The 16,475-nt window shown below is 62.5% G+C and carries 16 protein-coding genes and 3 tRNA genes; 7 read left to right on the plus strand and 12 right to left on the minus strand.

The genetic code is table 11. The features are described from left to right. The 12 genes from CMN27_RS01470 to uvrB all read right to left on the minus strand — a co-directional run bounded on the left by CMN27_RS01470 (position 1) and on the right by uvrB (position 10,905). Positions 1-77, minus strand: a tRNA-Pro gene (locus CMN27_RS01470). Positions 78-150: 73 nt separating this feature from the next. Next, a complete protein-coding gene (locus CMN27_RS01475) occupies positions 151-507 on the minus strand; it encodes a MerR family transcriptional regulator (RefSeq protein ID WP_348766638.1) in 357 nt (118 codons plus the stop codon). Beyond that, positions 491-790, minus strand: a complete 300-nt coding sequence (locus CMN27_RS01480; protein WP_293623629.1) for an integration host factor subunit alpha — start codon at positions 788-790, stop codon at positions 491-493. The genes CMN27_RS01475 and CMN27_RS01480 overlap by 17 nt, the downstream gene beginning before the upstream one ends. Positions 791-792: 2 nt before the next feature. Then, on the minus strand, positions 793-3,180 hold the full coding sequence (pheT, locus tag CMN27_RS01485) for a phenylalanine--tRNA ligase subunit beta (RefSeq protein WP_293623630.1): 2,388 nt from the start codon (positions 3,178-3,180) through the stop codon (positions 793-795). 52 nt (positions 3,181-3,232) lie between these two features. Continuing rightward, positions 3,233-4,234, minus strand: a complete 1,002-nt coding sequence (gene pheS / locus CMN27_RS01490; protein WP_293623631.1) for a phenylalanine--tRNA ligase subunit alpha — start codon at positions 4,232-4,234, stop codon at positions 3,233-3,235. A 181-nt stretch (positions 4,235-4,415) separates the two neighbouring features. Next, entirely contained in the window at positions 4,416-4,772 is a 357-nt protein-coding gene (gene rplT / locus CMN27_RS01495; RefSeq protein ID WP_293623632.1) for a 50S ribosomal protein L20, read from the minus strand. Between the two features lie 115 nt (positions 4,773-4,887). After that, positions 4,888-5,085, minus strand: a complete 198-nt coding sequence (rpmI, locus tag CMN27_RS01500; protein ID WP_293623633.1) for a 50S ribosomal protein L35 — start codon at positions 5,083-5,085, stop codon at positions 4,888-4,890. 44 nt (positions 5,086-5,129) lie between these two features. Then, a complete protein-coding gene (gene infC / locus CMN27_RS01505) occupies positions 5,130-5,669 on the minus strand; it encodes a translation initiation factor IF-3 (RefSeq protein WP_293623686.1) in 540 nt (179 codons plus the stop codon). A gap of 109 nt (positions 5,670-5,778) precedes the next feature. Then, a complete protein-coding gene (gene thrS, locus CMN27_RS01510; RefSeq protein ID WP_293623634.1) occupies positions 5,779-7,686 on the minus strand; it encodes a threonine--tRNA ligase in 1,908 nt (635 codons plus the stop codon). A 476-nt stretch (positions 7,687-8,162) separates the two neighbouring features. After that, a tRNA-Val gene (locus CMN27_RS01515) sits at positions 8,163-8,239 on the minus strand. A gap of 80 nt (positions 8,240-8,319) precedes the next feature. After that, positions 8,320-8,829: an AAA family ATPase gene (locus tag CMN27_RS01520; protein ID WP_293623635.1), complete on the minus strand. Its 510-nt coding sequence runs from the start codon at positions 8,827-8,829 to the stop codon at positions 8,320-8,322. Between the two features lie 54 nt (positions 8,830-8,883). Further along, on the minus strand, positions 8,884-10,905 hold the full coding sequence (gene uvrB, locus CMN27_RS01525) for an excinuclease ABC subunit UvrB (RefSeq protein ID WP_293623636.1): 2,022 nt from the start codon (positions 10,903-10,905) through the stop codon (positions 8,884-8,886). Positions 10,906-11,129: 224 nt separating this feature from the next. Here uvrB and CMN27_RS01530 point away from each other — a divergent pair. From CMN27_RS01530 to ccoG, 7 genes are all read left to right on the plus strand, one after another. Further along, a tRNA-Asn gene (locus tag CMN27_RS01530) sits at positions 11,130-11,205 on the plus strand. Positions 11,206-11,589: 384 nt separating this feature from the next. Next, positions 11,590-13,011, plus strand: a complete 1,422-nt coding sequence (gene ccoN / locus CMN27_RS01535; protein ID WP_348766644.1) for a cytochrome-c oxidase, cbb3-type subunit I — start codon at positions 11,590-11,592, stop codon at positions 13,009-13,011. Positions 13,012-13,028: 17 nt separating this feature from the next. After that, the gene (gene ccoO / locus CMN27_RS01540; protein ID WP_293623637.1) at positions 13,029-13,646 is read left to right on the plus strand and encodes a cytochrome-c oxidase, cbb3-type subunit II; all 618 of its coding nucleotides are present in this window, start codon (positions 13,029-13,031) and stop codon (positions 13,644-13,646) included. Position 13,647: 1 nt separating this feature from the next. Then, a complete protein-coding gene (locus CMN27_RS01545) occupies positions 13,648-13,818 on the plus strand; it encodes a cbb3-type cytochrome c oxidase subunit 3 (RefSeq protein WP_293623638.1) in 171 nt (56 codons plus the stop codon). Then, the gene (ccoP, locus tag CMN27_RS01550) at positions 13,815-14,741 is read left to right on the plus strand and encodes a cytochrome-c oxidase, cbb3-type subunit III (protein WP_293623639.1); all 927 of its coding nucleotides are present in this window, start codon (positions 13,815-13,817) and stop codon (positions 14,739-14,741) included. Before CMN27_RS01545 ends, ccoP begins: the two co-directional genes overlap by 4 nt. A 7-nt stretch (positions 14,742-14,748) precedes the next feature. Next, positions 14,749-15,048 carry a hypothetical protein gene (locus CMN27_RS01555; RefSeq protein ID WP_293623640.1) on the plus strand — a complete coding sequence of 100 codons (300 nt, stop codon included), beginning with the start codon at positions 14,749-14,751 and terminating at the stop codon, positions 15,046-15,048. After that, complete coding sequence (gene ccoG / locus CMN27_RS01560; protein WP_293623641.1) at positions 15,045-16,475, plus strand: cytochrome c oxidase accessory protein CcoG; 1,431 nt, start codon at positions 15,045-15,047, stop codon at positions 16,473-16,475. The genes CMN27_RS01555 and ccoG overlap by 4 nt, the downstream gene beginning before the upstream one ends.

Genomic DNA, 16,475 nt, shown 5'->3' on the forward strand with positions numbered 1-16,475 from the left:
TGGTCGGGGTAGCAGGATTTGAACCTACGACCTTCTGCACCCCATGCAGACGCGCTACCAAGCTGCGCCATACCCCGAGAAGATGCGTATGTTAACAGAGATATGCCGTACGTCGAGCAATAATCGTCAAACACGGGCACATCGATTGAGTTATTCCAGGCGCTGCGCGATCGCCTCGAGTTCATGGCGAATCGAGGCCAGCGAATCGGCCGCACTGGCGACCGGCAGGGACGCCAGAACACGCCCTTTATCGCGTAGCTGAAGGCGTGCACCCTGGATCGTGAAACCCTGTTCGTAGAGCAGCATGCGGATATCACGAGCGATGATCACGTCATGCTGTTGGTAATACCGACGGTTGCCGCGACGCTTTACCGGCTTGAGCTGAGTGAACTCCTGCTCCCAGTAGCGCAGCACATGCGGCTTGACCCGACACAGATCGCTGACTTCACCGATCGTGAAGTAGCGCTTGTCGGGGATTCGCGGCAGTTCTTCAGCTGTTTGCGTCAATGCTCGACTCGACGCGTGCGCGCATCTTCTGGCCCGGCTTGAAGCTCACCACACGACGGGCCGAGATCGGAATCTCCTCGCCGGTCTTGGGGTTACGCCCGGGGCGCTGGTTCTTGTCCCGGAGTTCGAAATTACCGAAACCGGACAGCTTCACGTACTCGCCGTCCTCCAGCGTCTGACGCACCTCTTCGAAGAAGCAGTCGACAAACTCCTTGGACTCGCGCTTGTTGAAACCGAGCTGGTCGAAAAGACTCTCGGTAAGATCCGCTTTGGTCAGTGCCACGCTTATTCACCCCTGATTCGCGCGTCGCAGCGTTCCTGAAGAACCGCCAGAACACGATCTATTATTCTCTCCACCCGATCGTCAGTAAGCGTGCTCGCTTTATCTTGGAAAATCAAGCCTAAAGCCACGCTCTTGAAACCAGTCTCAAGCCCCTCGCCGCGAAACACGTCAAAGACCTGTATCGAGCGTAGCTCGGGCGAGTCGACGCTTTCGATCGCATCGACGAGCGCGGCGACGGGGACGGCCTCGGCAACCACCAGCGCGAGATCGCGACGTACCGTCGGCTGCTCTGAAAGCGCCTCGAAGCGGATGACCGGTGCTTTTCTCACCGCCTCGTAATCCACTTCAAAAACATAGGGTAACTCTATGTTCTTATAGCGCTTCGAGAAGGCGGGCGATAACTGCCCCATCCAGCCCACGGCCGTTCCGTCCAGCAGAATCCGTGCAGTGCGGCCCGGGTGCAACGCCGGATGCGTGGCCGCCTCGAATGCGAGCCGTCCGGCGGTACCGGCGAACAGCGCTTCCACATCGCCTTTTACATCGAAGAAGTCGAGGGCCCGGCCGGCGCGATCCCAGTGCGTATCGTCGGCCAGGCCGCTGGCGAGCCCGGCAAGGGTATCGTACTGGCCGATGCCGTTTTCGGCCTGTTCGTTCGGGATGAAGCGTAGCCCCCGCTCGTATAAACGGATGCTGCTCTGCTGGCGCCGCGCGTTGTGATGCCAGCTCGGCAACAGACTCGCCCAGAGCGTGCGCCGCATTTCCGCAAGCTGGTCGGATATCGGATTGTCCAGCACGACAGCCGGCTCGCCGCCGGTCAGTTCGGCATGCAGACCGGCTTCAACGAAGCTGTAGGTGATCGCTTCGCTGTAGCCGCGCGCCTGCAACGCCGGTGCAACATGGCCGGCGGGATCGAAACCGCCGTCCGCGGGTACGGGCGGAAGCGCCACGCCGGGATCCCCGCTTTGCAGCCGATCGTAGCCGTAAACGCGGGCGACTTCCTCGATGAGGTCGGCTTCGATCTCGAGATCGTAGCGCCAGCTTGGCGGCATGGCCGTCCAACGGTTTTCGCCGCTCGCCTGGATTTCGATGCCCAGCGCGGTCAGCGCTTTTTCGATCCAGGCCGGCTCGATCGGCTGGCCCAGCAGCCGTTCGACGTGCGCACCGTCGAGTGCGATACGTCGTTGTTCGGACCATACCGGGGTACCTTCGGCGACGCTCAACGGCCCGGCCCCGCCACCACCATGGGTGACCAGCAGTTGTGTGGCTCGTTCGAGGGCGAGCCGGTGCAGCGCCGGGTCCACGCCCCGCTCGAAGCGGTGCAGGGAATCCGTATGAATCTTGTAACGCCGGCCCTGGCCTGCGACTGCCGCGGGGGTGAAGCAGGCGGATTCGAACACCAGGTTACGGGTGTTGGCGTCGACCGCGGTGCGCTCGCCGCCGATCATGCCCGCGATTGCGACCGGGCCGGTCTCATCGGCGATCACCAGCGTATCGGCCGACAGGGTCACCTCTTCGCCGTCGAGCGTGACGATCCGCTCGTCGGCCGTGGCCAGGCGTACATGAATCGCGCCGTCGAGTTTGTCGGCATCGAAAGCATGCATCGGCTGGCCGAACTCGAGCATGACGTAATTGCCGATATCCACCGGCAGGCTGATACGGCGTATGCCAGAGCGGCGCAGGCGTTCGGCCATCCAGACCGGCGTCGACGCCCCGGCCGACGTGTCTTCGATCGCACGCGCGGCATAGGCCACACAGCGCTCGGGCGCCTCGATACGAACCACCGGCCGGGTTTCGATCGTAGCCGTGACCGGGGCCACGTCAGGCGTCTTCAGCGCCACGTCTTCGGCGACGGCGACTTCACGCGCCACACCGCGTACGCTCAGGCAATCGCCCCGGTTGGGCGTCAGATCGATATCGAGTATGCGATCGGGCAGGCCCAGATAATCGGCCACCGGCGTGCCGGGCTCCGCATCATCGCTTAGCGGCCACAAGCCGCTGGCATCCGTGCTCAAGCCCAGTTCGCTGGCGCTGCAGAGCATGCCGGCCGAGGCTTGGCCGCGAATTTCGGCGGCTTCGATGGTCAACCCATTCGGCAGGGTCGCCCCCACGCGGGCAACCGGCACCACGAGGCCAGCGCGGGCGTTGGGCGCACCACAGACAATCGCCAACGGTGCCGCCTCGCCTGCGTCAACACGGCACAGCTTGAGCCGATCGGCCTCGGGATGCGGCTCACACTCGAGAATGCGGCCGACCACCACGCCATCCAGCAGCGGGCCGCCGTCGAGCATATCGTCGACTTCAAGGCCCGCCATGGTGAGCTGCTGGGCCAGATCATCGATCGAGGCGCTCGTATCGACCCATTCGCGCAGCCATTGTTCGCTAATCTTCATACATCAGCCAATATCGAAAGAACGGTCGCCCCGCCTGCAGCGGGTACGTGAGCTAGGCAAACTGCTCGAGAAAACGCAGATCGTTGTCGTAGAACTGGCGCAGGTCCGTCACGCCATAGCGCAACATCGCCAGGCGCTCCACGCCCATACCCAGCGCATAGCCGGTGTAGCGACGGCTGTCGATACCGGCCGCTTCGAGCACGTTGGGATGCACCATGCCGCAGCCCAGCACCTCCATCCAGCCCGACCCCGTACCCAGGCTCCGGCCGTCGATATCGACTTCGGCCGAGGGCTCGGTGAATGGAAAGTAGGACGGGCGAAAGCGCAGCTTGAGCGAGGTCGCAAAGAACGCTTCGAGAAAGGCCTGCAATTCGGCTCGGAGCTGGGCGAAGCTCACGTGCTCGGCCACGTAAAGCGCTTCGACCTGGTGAAACATGGGGCTATGGGTGCGATCGGAATCGCAGCGATACACCCTGCCCGGCGCGATGATACGAATGGGCGGCTGCCGCGATTCCATCGTGCGCACCTGCACGGGCGACGTATGGGTGCGAAGCAGCAGCCGGGCGCCGTCGACATAAAAGGTATCCTGCATCGCCCGCGCGGGATGATCCGGCGGTACGTTCAGGGCCTCGAAGTTGTGGTAGTCGTCTTCGATCTCGGGCCCCTGCACGACCTCGAAACCGTTGTGCACGAACAGGCGTTCGATACGTTGTCGGGTGAGCGTGATCGGATGCGCCGCACCCGGCCTGCGCCCACGCCCCGGCAGGGTCACATCGACGCTTTCCTCGGCCATGCGGCGAGCCAGCGCCTCGGCTTCGAGCGCCTGCCGACGTGCATTGATCGCCTCGGCCAGTTCATCCTTGACCCGATTGATCCGCGCGCCCTCTTCCCGGCGCTGCTCGGGCGCCAGCGCGCCCAGCTGCTTGAGCTGGGCGGTTACCTGCCCTTTCTTGCCCAGCAGCGCCACGCGGTGGGCGTCGAGCGCCTGGAGGCTTTCGGCCGCCTCGATGTCGGCCACGGCCTGCTCGCGCAGGCGATCGAGTTCGCTAGTCATGCGCCGCAACTCCTCGGGCTGGCGTTCGCGCGGACCGCCGGCCGATGAAATAACCGCTCACAAACACGAAAGGGAAAGGCAGACGCCTTTCCCTTTCGAAGAATGCTCGAGCGCTTGCCGGCATCGAATACGACGCCGGCCGGTCGGAAACGCCCGATTCAAGAAAATCGGGCGACACGGGTCAGGCCTGGGCGGACTTCGCCTGCTCGACGAGCGCCGCGAACGTGGCCTTGTCGCGCACCGCGAGATCCGCAAGGATCTTGCGGTCCAGCTCAACGCCGGACTTCTTCAGACCGTTCATGAGCTTGCTGTAGGAGATACCCAGCTCTTTCGCGCCCGCGCTGATGCGGGTGATCCACAGCGCGCGGAAATCGCGCTTGCGGTTGCGACGGTCACGATAGGCATACTGACCGGCCTTGAATACGGCCTGGCGGGCAACGCGATACGTGCGACTACGCGCACCGTAATAACCCTTAGCCTGCTTGAGCACTTTCTTGTGACGGGCCTTGGCCGTCACGCCGCGACTGACTCGTGCCATTTTCGCGTTTCCTGTTTATAACTGTTTGAAAACAATACGTCGCCATACAAACCGGCATGGCGACGAGCCGAACTGATATGCAATGACCGCGGCAACTCTCGGCCGCGCGAAATCGCTACTTGTAGGGGATCAGGCGATCCATCGCGGGCTGATCGCAATGCGCAACCAGCGCACCCTGGGCCAGACGGCGCTTACGCTTGGGCGCCTTCTTGGTCAGGATATGGTTGTCGAAAGCACGACGGCGACGGAGCTTGCCGCTGCCGGTACGCTTGAAACGCTTTGCGGCACCGCGGTTCGTCTTGAGCTTGGGCATAACTTCTCTCTAAATCGACATGTCCCCGAAAAAACGGGGGCTGGTTACTTCTTGCTGTTCTTGGGCACGCCCTTGAGCGGCGCCATGACCATAGTCATGAGGCGACCCTGCATTTCCGGATGCTGCTCAACGCCAGCCATTTCCTCAAGATCGTCGCGAACCCGGTTCATCAGCTCCATGCCGAGCTCCTGATGCGCCATTTCGCGGCCGCGGAACCGCAGCGTGATCTTGATCTTGTCGCCGTCCTCCAGAAACTCCTTGAGCTTACGCAGCTTGATGTTGTAGTCGCCCTTGTCCGTACCCGGGCGGAACTTCACTTCCTTGAGCTGCGTCTGCTTCTGTTTCTGCTTACCGGCCTGCTGGGTCTTCTTTTTCTCGAAGATGTGTTTGCCGTAGTCCATGATCCGCGTGACCGGCGGATTGGCGTTCGGCGAGACCTCGACCAGGTCGAGCGAGTACTCGCCTGCTTTTTCAAGCGCATCCTCGATTCGCATGATGCCGACTTGTTCCCCGTCGGGGTCGATCACGCGGACTTCCCGCGCGGTTATCGCATCGTTGCGACGATCCTTTTGTCCAGAAGCGATTTCAGCGTCCTCCTTGCATTACCGGCATATCCGTACAGCTTGATGCACGCACGAATTGCGCGAAGCGCGCGAGTATACCAGATGATCGCGCGCGCACCAGCCTTTACAGCTAATTTCTCGCCTCGATCCGCTCGTTGGCCATCTCGATGAACGCTTCCACGCTCATCGTGCCGAGGTCCTCGCCTTCCCGTGTCCTCACGGCCACGGCGTTCGACTCGACCTCGCGATCGCCCACCACCAGCAGGTAAGGCACGCGCTGCATCGTATGTTCTCGAATCTTGTAGCCGATCTTTTCGTTACGCAAGTCCGTATCGACCCGCAGTCCCGCGTCCCGCAGGGTGTTGGCGGTCGCGTTCACGAAATCGGACTGGGCATCGGTGATGTTGAGCAGCACGGCCTGCGACGGCGACAGCCATAGCGGCATCGACCCGGCATAGTGCTCGATCAGAATGCCGATGAAGCGTTCCAGCGAACCGAGAATGGCGCGATGGATCATCACCGGCACCTGACGGTCGCCGTTTTCATCCACGTACTCGGCGCCCAGACGGTCGGGCATCGAGAAATCGAGCTGGACAGTGCCCAGCTGCCAGACACGGTTCAGACAGTCGCGCAGGGAGAACTCGATCTTCGGCCCGTAGAAGGCGCCCTCGCCCGGCTGCAGCTCGAAGCCCAGCCCCTTGTCTTCCAGACACTGCTGGAGTGCCGCTTCGGACTTATCCCAGACCGCATCGGAGCCGACCCGCTTCTCGGGCCGGGTCGACAGCTTGATCAGCACATCGTCGAAGCCGAAGTCACGATAGACCGTGTAAAGCAGGTCGATGAAGGCACCGACCTCTTCGCCGATCTGGGCCTCGGTGCAGAAGATATGCGCGTCGTCCTGGGTGAAGCCGCGCACGCGCATCAGTCCGTGCAGCGTGCCCGAGGCCTCGTTGCGGTGGCAGGAACCGAACTCGGCCAGGCGCAGGGGCAGGTCGCGATAGCTCTTGAGCCCGCGGTTGTAGATCTGCACATGCGCCGGACAGTTCATCGGCTTGACCGCGAACTGGCGCTCTTCGGAGCCGGTGATGAACATGTTGTCCATGAACTTGTCGGCGTGGCCCGACTTTTCCCACAGCGACAGGTCGATCAGCGACGGCGTATGCACCTCGCGATAACCCTGGCGCTTGAGACGCGCGCGAATGTAGTCGGTGATCTGCAGATAGATCTGCCAGCCGCGGTCATGCCAGAACACCATGCCCGGCGCTTCTTCCTGAATATGGAAAAGATCCTGGCGCCGACCGATCAGGCGATGATCCCGCTTCTTGGCTTCTTCTATATGGGCCAGATAAGCTTTGAGGTCTTTCTGGTTCGCCCAGGCGGTGCCGTAGATACGGGTCAGCATCTCGTTGTCGGCATCGCCGCGCCAGTAGGCGCCGGCGAGGCTGGTCAGCTTGAAGGCACGCAGGTGGCGCGAGTTCGGCACATGGGGGCCGATACACATGTCCGTGTAGTCTTCGTGGTGATACAGGGCGATGGTCTCGCCCTCGGGGATACCCCGCACGATTTCTTGCTTGTAGGGCTCGTTCCGGGCCTCGAAGGTGGCCAGCGCCTTTTCACGAGTGACCACCTCGCGGATCACCTCATGATCGCGCTCGGCCAGTTCGTGCATGCGTGCCTCTATCTTTTCGAGATCTTCGGGCGTGAGCGTGCGATCGATGGCGATATCGTAATAAAAGCCCTCGTCAATGACCGGCCCGATGGCCATCTGGACGTTCGGGTAGATCGTCTTGAGCGCCTGCCCGAGCAGATGCGCACAGGAGTGGCGGATGATATCCAGCCCCTCGGGATCGCGCGCCGTAATCAGCGCGACTTCGGCATCGTGATCGATCTCGACACAGGCGTCGGCAAGGCGCCCATCGATACGGGCCGCGAGCGTGGCTTTTGCCAGCCCCGCGCCGATCGACTCGGCCACCTGCATGCCGGTCACCGGATGGTCGAACTGTTTGACGGAACCGTCGGGAAGAGTAATAGCGGGCATGGCATTCCTTTTGTCAGTGGCGGCCCATACCAGAGGCCGCGTGCATGTCATTCGCCGCCTGGCGAATGCCTCAAACAAAAAAGCCGCGGGCGGGAGAACCCGGCTGCGGCTTTCTCGATCATTCTGGTGGCAGGCGCGAGTGGATTCGATAACCTCGCAAAGCGAGGGAACGCGACCGAAGGGAGTCCGAAGGATCGGCTTCGCCAGAAGCCGACAACCCCGACCCGCCGGGTCGGTGCTGAGAATCCCGTCGATCGCCGTGATATCGAAACCACGGCACGACAACCAGAGATAAACAAACTGGTAGGCGCGAGTGGATTCGATAACCTCGCGAAGCGAGGGAACGCGACCAAAGGGAGTCCGAAGGATCGGCTTCGCCNAGAAGCCGACAACCCCGACCCGCAGGGTCGGTGGTGAGAATCCCGTCGATCGCCGTGATATCGAAACCACGGCACGACAACCAGAGATAAACAAACTGGTAGGCGCGAGTGGATTCGAACCACCGACCTCTACCATGTCAAGGTAGCGCTCTAACCAACTGAGCTACGCGCCTGTCGAGGTGCGAAACAATACCGGCGCGGACGGGCCGAGGCAACCCTTTACGGCAACATTTTCGCTTTTCGGTACGTTTGATTAAATCGCGCTCGGCGCACAGAAGGTTTGGGCCTGCGCGACCAGGGCGTCGAGCGCATCGCCGCCATCGAGCTGAGGCAACGGCACATGGCGCTGGTCGAGCCAGGCCCGATGCCTGGCCAGTGTGCGCCCAGGACGATCGCCGCCATCATAGCCAGCCGCCCATTCGAGAAAACCCGGCCTGGCTTCGCCATAGCGCTGGCGTTCGCGCGCCTGCAGGCGGGCCATGCGCGTCGCGGGATCGGTACAAATAAAAATGATGCGATCAAAGGCTGTTTCCACGGCGTCGCCCCATCCCATCACCGACCCCGCCACCACGGCGCGCTCTGCCCGTGCCAAAGCCTCGAGCAATCGCTGGGCGCGCTCGGCCGTGCCGTATTTGTACTGGAACGGCGGATCACTGGGCTTCCAGTAATAATCGTCTGCCTCGACCCAGGTCGCCGCCATACGCCCGGCGAGTGCCTCGGCGAGCGTACTGGTACCTGAGCCCGGACCGCCGGTGACGAGCACATGCCCTTACCTGGCTTCGGCGGCCACGAATGTCCGCTCGTCAGCAGCGGTGGATCAACCGGCTTTCGCGGGCAGATCGAAGGCGTGCTCGCGCAGCTTGCCGATCCGGTCGCGGATCTCGCCGGCCTGCTCGAATTCCAGGTTCTCGGCGTGCTTGAACATCTGTTTTTCGAGCTTTTCGATTTCCTTGGCCAGCTGGCTCGGGGTCATGCGGGCATAGTCGGCGCCGACTTCGGCCACCTTCTTGCGCTCCTTGACCTCACTGTATTCCTCGTAGCCGTGGCGCATGACGTCGGCCACCGCCTTCTGGATGGTTTTCGGCGTAATACCGTGCTCTTCGTTGAAGGCGATCTGCTTGGCGCGACGGCGCTCGGTTTCGTCCAGGGCGCGACGCATGGAACCGGTAATCTGATCGGCATAGAGAATTGCGCGGCCGTCCACGTTGCGTGCGGCGCGGCCGATGGTCTGGATGAGCGAGCGCTCGGCACGCAGGAAGCCTTCCTTGTCGGCGTCGAGAATACCCACCAGCGCGACCTCGGGAATATCCAGCCCCTCGCGCAGCAGGTTGATGCCGACCAGCACGTCGAACTCGCCCAGACGCAGATCGCGAATGATCTCGCTGCGTTCGACGGTATCGATATCCGAGTGCAGATAACGCACCGCGACACCGGCCTCGTGCAGGTATTCGGTCAGATCCTCGGCCATGCGCTTGGTCAGCGTGGTGACCAGTACGCGTTGATTCTTGGCGGTGACTTCCTTGATCTCGGACAGCAGGTCGTCGACCTGATTGCCCGCCGGGCGGATTTCGACCTCGGGGTCCACCAGGCCGGTGGGCCGCACGACCTGTTCCACGGTGTTGTCGGCATGCTCGGTTTCGTAGTTGCCCGGCGTGGCCGATACATAAATCATCTGTGGCGCCACGCGCTCGAATTCCTCGAACTTGAGCGGACGGTTGTCCAGCGCCGAAGGCAGCCGGAAGCCGTATTCCACGAGCGTTTCCTTGCGTGCCCGGTCGCCCTTGTACATGCCGCCGATCTGCGGAACGGTCACATGCGATTCGTCGAGCACCATGATGGCGTCGTCCGGCAGGTAGTCGAGGAGACAGGGCGGCGGCTCACCCGGCGCACGGCCCGACAGATAACGCGAGTAGTTCTCGATACCCGAACAGAAGCCGATTTCGTTGATCATCTCCAGATCGAAGAGCGTGCGCTGTTCGATCCGCTGGGCTTCGAGGAGCTTGCCCTGGGACTCGAACTGTTTGACCCGCTCCTTCATCTCGGCCTTGATCGAATCCATGGCCCCGACCATGCGCTCGCGCGGGGTCACGTAATGGGTCTTGGGATAGATGGTCAGGCGCGGCACCTTGCGGTTGACGCTGCCGGTAAGCGGATCGAAATACGACAGCCGTTCGACCTCGTCGTCGAACAGCTCGATACGCACGGCCTCGTCGTCGGCCTCGGCCGGGAATACGTCGATGATTTCGCCGCGCACGCGATAGCAGCCGCGTTCCAGCGCCACGTCGTTGCGCTTGTACTGCAGCTCGGTGAGGCGCTTGACGATATCGCGCTGGCCGATGCGATCGCCCTGGTCCAGATGCAGCACCATCGAGAAATAGGCCTTCGGATCACCCAGGCCGTAGATCGCCGAGACCGAGGCCACGATGATGGTGTCGCGACGCTCCATGAGCGCCTTGGTCGCCGACAGGCGCATCTGCTCGATATGCTCGTTGACCGACGAGTCCTTCTCGATAAACGTATCCGAGGCCGGCACATAGGCTTCCGGCTGGTAATAGTCATAGTACGACACGAAGTACTCGACCGCGTTGTCGGGGAAGAACTCGCGCATTTCGCCGTACAACTGGGCGGCCAGGGTCTTGTTCGGCGCCATGACGAGCATGGGCCGGCCCGACCGCATCGCGACGTTCGCCATGGTGAACGTCTTGCCCGAACCGGTCACGCCCAGCAGGACCTGGTGGGCCAGCCCGTCGTCCAGGCCTTCCACCAGGCCTTCTATCGCCGCGGGCTGATCGCCGGCCGGCGCCCAGTCTGCCTTGAGTTTGAAACTGCTTTCGCTCATGAATATCCACGATTGGCACGATTGGCCCGAAAACAAGCGTCGTGCGAGACGGTTCAATCACCTGCCCAGGGCCTACGTCGAGACACCCATGCCGGAGGCGCCGCCACTGTCGGACGGCTCACGCGTCGAACCGTAAAAATTTGCGATTCGTGCTTGCCAAACGCATGGCAGTCCCCTAGCATACGCGGCCTTCGCTAGAGAGCGAACACAAGCGGATATCCGATTCCCCGGTAGCTCAGTTGGTAGAGCGGGTGACTGTTAATCACTAGGTCGGCGGTTCGAGCCCGTCCCGGGGAGCCATCCCCACTTCGGATAATCCATGCAGGCCGGCAGATGCCGGCTTTTTTGTGGGCGACGTTTTCTTCCGCTCACCCTCCCCGCACACAAGCTGCCATCGTCGCCCGCGTTTACGCCGCTGAGCGTGTCTGCGCGATCCGGTCGGCACGCGCAGCGCCGGTGTGTTCCTGACGATTCTCGCCGTTCCCAGAGTTGGGCCGATCGACCGCCGAGGCCGTCGATACGGGGGTCGCTTCCCGGTGCGCCGCCAAATTTGATTTAGATCAATTCGCTTGCCCGGCCCGGGGTCTAGCATCTGCGCGTCGCCGTACCCCGGCTCGCTGAGAACAATTCGAAATCGCAGCGAAAACCGGGGGTTGTCTGGTCTTGCAACCGCTGGAACGATCAATGGACGCAACCCCGCGCTATAACGAAAAGGTGGTGCGCCAGTTTGCACTGGTCACCGTGTTCTGGGGGATTATCGGGATGGCCGTGGGGGTGTTGATCGCCGCCCAGCTGCTCTTCCCCTCCCTCAACTTTGATATCCCCTGGCTGACGTACAGCCGCCTGCGACCGCTGCATACGAACGCGGTGATTTTCGCGTTCGGCGGCTCGGGCCTGTTTGCCACCTCCTACTACGTGGTGCAACGCACCTGTCATGCCGGCCTGTTCGGCGACCGCTTCAAGCTGGCCGCCTTCACCTTCTGGGGCTGGCAGGCGGCCATCGTGGGGGCGGTGATCTCGCTGCCGCTGGGCCTGACGCAAGGCAAGGAATACGCCGAACTGATCTGGCCGATCGATATCCTGATCGCCGTCGTCTGGGTGGTCTACGCGATCGTGTTCTTCGGCACCATCGTCAAGCGCAAGACCAAACACATCTACGTGGCCAACTGGTTCTTCGGCGGCTACGTGCTCGCGGTCGCACTGCTGCATATCGTCAACAGCATCCAGATTCCCACTTCGTGGACGCATTCCTACCCGGTCTATTCCGGCGCGGTCGATGCCATGGTCCAGTGGTGGTATGGCCATAACGCGGTGGGCTTTTTCCTGACCGCGGGCTTCCTCGGCATGATGTACTACTTCGTGCCCAAGCAGGCCGGCCGTCCGATCTATTCCTACCGGCTGTCGGTGGTGCACTTCTGGGCGCTGATCTCGGTCTATATGTGGGCCGGGCCGCACCATCTGCACTACACGTCGCTGCCGGAATGGGCACAGTCGCTGGGCATGGCGTTCTCGCTGATCCTGCTGGCGCCGTCCTGGGGCGGCATGATCAACGGCATCCTTACCCTCTCGGGCGCCTGGCACAAGCTGCGCGACGATCCGATCATCCGCTTTCTGATCGTGTCGCTGTCGTTCTACGGCATGGCCACCTTCGAAGGCCCGATGATGTCGATCAAGACGGTGAATGCGCTTTCGCACTACACCGACTGGACCATCGGCCATGTCCACGCCGGCGCGCTGGGCTGGGTCGCCTTCATCACCATCGGCTCGCTGTATGCGCTCATTCCGCGCCTGTACGGCAAGACGCAGATGTACAGCGTGAAGGCCATCAGCCTGCATTTCTGGGTGGCGACGATCGGCGTGGTGCTCTATATCGCCGCGATGTGGATCTCGGGTGTCATGCAGGGCCTGATGTGGGGCGCGAGCAACCCCGACGGCACGCTCACCTACAGCTTCATTCAGGCGCTGCAGGCGACCTACCCCTACTACGCGGTGCGGCTGCTGGGCGGTCTGCTGTTCCTCGCCGGCATGGTGATCATGGCCTGGAACACCTGGCGCACCATTTCCGGCCCGCATAGCGTCGCGCAAACCGCGCCGGCCACGGCTTAATCGAGGGAGATCCATTCATGGCATCGCATGAAGTAGTCGAAAAGAACATCGGTCTGATGGCCATCCTCGTCGTGCTCGTGGTGAGCATCGGCGGGCTGGTCGAAATCGTGCCGCTGTTCTTCTCTGCATCCACAACCCAGCCGGCCGAGGGCATCGAGCCCTACGGACCGCTGGAACTGGCCGGGCGCGATATCTACGTGCGCGAAGGCTGCTACAACTGCCACTCGCAGATGATCCGCCCGTTCCGCGCCGAAACCGAGCGCTATGGCCACTACTCGGTAGCGGGCGAGTTTGTCTACGACCGCCCCTTCCAGTGGGGCTCCAAGCGTACGGGCCCGGACCTGGCCCGTATCGGCGGCCGCTATACCGACGAATGGCATCGCGCGCATCTGATGAACCCGCGCGACGTGGTACCGCAGTCGAACATGCCGGGCTTTCCCTGGCTGGCCGACAACGAGGTCGACGCCGAGCAGGTGGCAACGCGCATGCGCGTTCAGAAGGACTGGCTGAACGTGCCCTACACCGACGCCCAGGTTGACGAGGCCCAGGCGGAGCTGGAGGGCAAGACCGAGATGCAGGCCGTCATCGCCTATCTGCAGCACCTGGGCACCAATTTCTCGGCGCAGGAGAAATAGCATGACCGTCGGCACATTGATGGGAATCATCACGCTCGTGTTCTTGGTGATGTTCCTTGGAATCGTCGTGTGGGCCTACAGCAGCCGCCGTCGCGCGGACTTCGATGAAGCCTCGCGTCTGCCTCTTAACGACAATGGCGATGACCGCCAGCATGGGGAGCGTCGGTCATGAGTAATTTCTGGAGTGTATTCATCACCGTCCTGGCACTGGCGAACATCGTCGGCTGCTTTCTGCTGATCCGCTGGACCGCCAAGCCGCGTCCCGGCGAGGCCTCGGCCGACGAGACCACGGGCCACGTCTGGGACGGCGACCTGATGGAGTACAACAAGCCGATGCCGCGCTGGTGGCTGTGGCTGTTCTACCTGACCATCATCTTCGCGCTGGGCTATCTGGTGCTCTATCCGGGGCTGGGCAAGTTCCAGGGCCTGCTGGGCTGGAGCCAGTACGACGCCTACGAAGAGCAGGTCGCCGAAGTCGAGCAACGCGTCGCGCCGCTGTTTGCCGAATATGCCGCCACGCCGATCCCGGCGCTCGCCGAGAACAGCGACGCAATGGACACCGGCCGGCGCCTGTTCGCCAACAACTGTGCGGTCTGCCACGGCTCGGACGCCCGCGGTGCGACCGGCTATCCGAACCTGACCGACAACGACTGGCTGTACGGCGGTGCCCCCGAGACGATCACGCAGACGATCCTCAACGGGCGCAGCGGCATGATGCCGGGCTGGAAGCCGGTACTCGGCGAGGACGGCGTCAAGGAAGTGGCAGCCTATGTGTACCAGCTCAACGGTCGCACGTCGCCCAACCCGGAACTCGTAGAAGCCGGCAAGGAGCGCTTCGCCGCGACCTGTGTGGGCTGTCACGGCATGGACGGTACGGGTAATCAGGCCATCGGCGCGCCCAACCTCACCGACGACGTGTGGCTGCACGGCGGTTCGATCGAGCAGATTCGCGACATCGTCGCTAATGGCCGTACGAACCAGATGCCCGCGCACGCCGACCTGCTCGGCGAGGATCGGGTGCACGTGCTCGCGGCCTATGTCTACAGCCTGTCGCATCCCGACGGAGCGGCATCCGCGCCCAGCGATAGCGAATAGGTATGCCATGAAGAACACGACTTACTACAAGCGTGACACCCGGCGTCGCATCCATATCTGGGGTGCGACGCTCTGGCCCGCGTTTCTGGTCGCCGGCGTGGGATCGATCGTGTTCTTCGCCAATATCGATCCGGCAACGCTGCGCATGCAGACGTTGCCGGATATCGAACTCAGCCGCGAAGCCGGCTATGCGCTCGGCTTTCTCATGTTCTGGGCGATCGGCGCAGCCTCGAGCGCGTTGACCGTTGTTCTCATGCGTCGGCCCAGAACGACACGCCCCGACCCCACGCCACGTGATACGAAATGACGACCCGCCAGCAGACGCATCGCAATAACCGCAAGGGCGCGTCCGCGGAGGCCGCACCGGTACAGCCGATCAGCATGTACCAGTCGCGGGCCAAGACCTACCCGCGCGAAATCAAGGGCTTTTATCAGCGCCTGCGCACGATCATGGTGTTCGTGCTGCTGGGCCTTTTCTATCTGTTGCCCTGGGTGCCCTGGAACGGTCGCCAGGCAGTGCTGTTCGACCTGCCTGCGCGTCAGTTTCATATCCTCGGTCTGACGTTCTGGCCCCAGGATTTCATCTACCTGACTCTGCTGCTGGTCATCTGTGCGCTGGGTTTGTTTTTCGTCACCGCCGTGGTCGGCCGGGTATGGTGCGGCTATGCCTGCCCGCAGACGGTCTGGACCGAGGTCTTCCTCTGGGTTGAAAGCAAGATCGAAGGCGACCGCATGCATCGCATCAAGCTCGATCGCGGGCCCTGGAACGCCGACAAGATCTGGCGCAAGACCACCAAGCACACGATCTGGGTGCTGCTCGGCTTGTGGACCGGCTTCACCTTCGTGGGTTTTTTCACCCCCATCACCGATCTCGGCGCGCGTTTTCTCACCCTCGATGTGGGCGGCTGGGAGCTGTTCTGGACGCTGTTCTACGGGTTCGCGACCTGGGGCAACGCCGGTTTCCTGCGTGAGAACGTCTGCCTGTACATGTGCCCCTATGCGCGCTTTCAGAGTGCGATGTTCGATCGCGACACCTATACCGTGTCCTACGATCCGAACCGTGGCGAACCGCGGGGCCCGCGCAAGCGCAGCACGGATCCGCGCAGCGTGGGTCTGGGCGACTGTATCGACTGCACCATGTGTGTTCAGGTCTGCCCGACCGGGATCGACATCCGCGAGGGCCTCCAGTACGAATGCATCAACTGCGGTGCCTGTGCCGATGCCTGCGATACCGTGATGGACCGCATGAACTACCCGCGCGGGCTGATTCGCTACACCAGCGAGAACGCACTCGAAGGCAAGCGCTCGTCGCTGCTGCGCCCGCGCGTGCTCATCTATGCCGCCCTGCTGGTCGTGCTCGCCTCGGCCTTCGTGCTGGGCATCGGCCTGCGCAATCCGCTGCGCATGGATATCCTGCCCGACCGCAACGCCCTTTATCGCGTAGTCGACGATACTCATGTGGCGAACGTCTACACCATCAAGCTCATGAACATGAGCCAAGAGCCGCGTCTGTATCGTGTCGAGGTCGAAGGCAACAACGCCTACTCGGTCGATACCGATCCGGAACGCGTGCGCGTTGCTCCGGGCGAAGTCCGCAACCTGCCCGCGCGTGTTGTCGTCGACAGCCGCGATGTCCAGGGTGGCGGGCATGACATCGTCCTGCGTGCGTATAGCGTCGATGGCCAGGTATCGGTCAGCGAGACCACGCGCTTTCATATGCCGATCAACCGGTGA

Origin of the sequence: Salinisphaera sp., assembly GCF_002729955.1 — a bacterium.
Lineage (GTDB): Bacteria > Pseudomonadota > Gammaproteobacteria > Nevskiales > Salinisphaeraceae > Salinisphaera.

Coding starts and splice junctions, on each gene's coding strand:
- rplT (WP_293623632.1), bottom strand. CDS start 4,772: ATGGCACGAGTCAGTCGCGGCGTGACGGCCAAGGCCCGTCACAAGAAA.
- ccoN (WP_348766644.1), top strand. CDS start 11,590: ATGGACGCAACCCCGCGCTATAACGAAAAGGTGGTGCGCCAGTTTGCA.
- CMN27_RS01555 (WP_293623640.1), top strand. CDS start 14,749: ATGAAGAACACGACTTACTACAAGCGTGACACCCGGCGTCGCATCCAT.
- pheT (WP_293623630.1), bottom strand. CDS start 3,180: ATGAAGATTAGCGAACAATGGCTGCGCGAATGGGTCGATACGAGCGCC.
- ccoG (WP_293623641.1), top strand. CDS start 15,045: ATGACGACCCGCCAGCAGACGCATCGCAATAACCGCAAGGGCGCGTCC.
- pheS (WP_293623631.1), bottom strand. CDS start 4,234: ATGACTAGCGAACTCGATCGCCTGCGCGAGCAGGCCGTGGCCGACATC.
- ccoO (WP_293623637.1), top strand. CDS start 13,029: ATGGCATCGCATGAAGTAGTCGAAAAGAACATCGGTCTGATGGCCATC.
- CMN27_RS01545 (WP_293623638.1), top strand. CDS start 13,648: ATGACCGTCGGCACATTGATGGGAATCATCACGCTCGTGTTCTTGGTG.
- ccoP (WP_293623639.1), top strand. CDS start 13,815: ATGAGTAATTTCTGGAGTGTATTCATCACCGTCCTGGCACTGGCGAAC.
- thrS (WP_293623634.1), bottom strand. CDS start 7,686: ATGCCCGCTATTACTCTTCCCGACGGTTCCGTCAAACAGTTCGACCAT.
- rpmI (WP_293623633.1), bottom strand. CDS start 5,085: ATGCCCAAGCTCAAGACGAACCGCGGTGCCGCAAAGCGTTTCAAGCGT.
- uvrB (WP_293623636.1), bottom strand. CDS start 10,905: ATGAGCGAAAGCAGTTTCAAACTCAAGGCAGACTGGGCGCCGGCCGGC.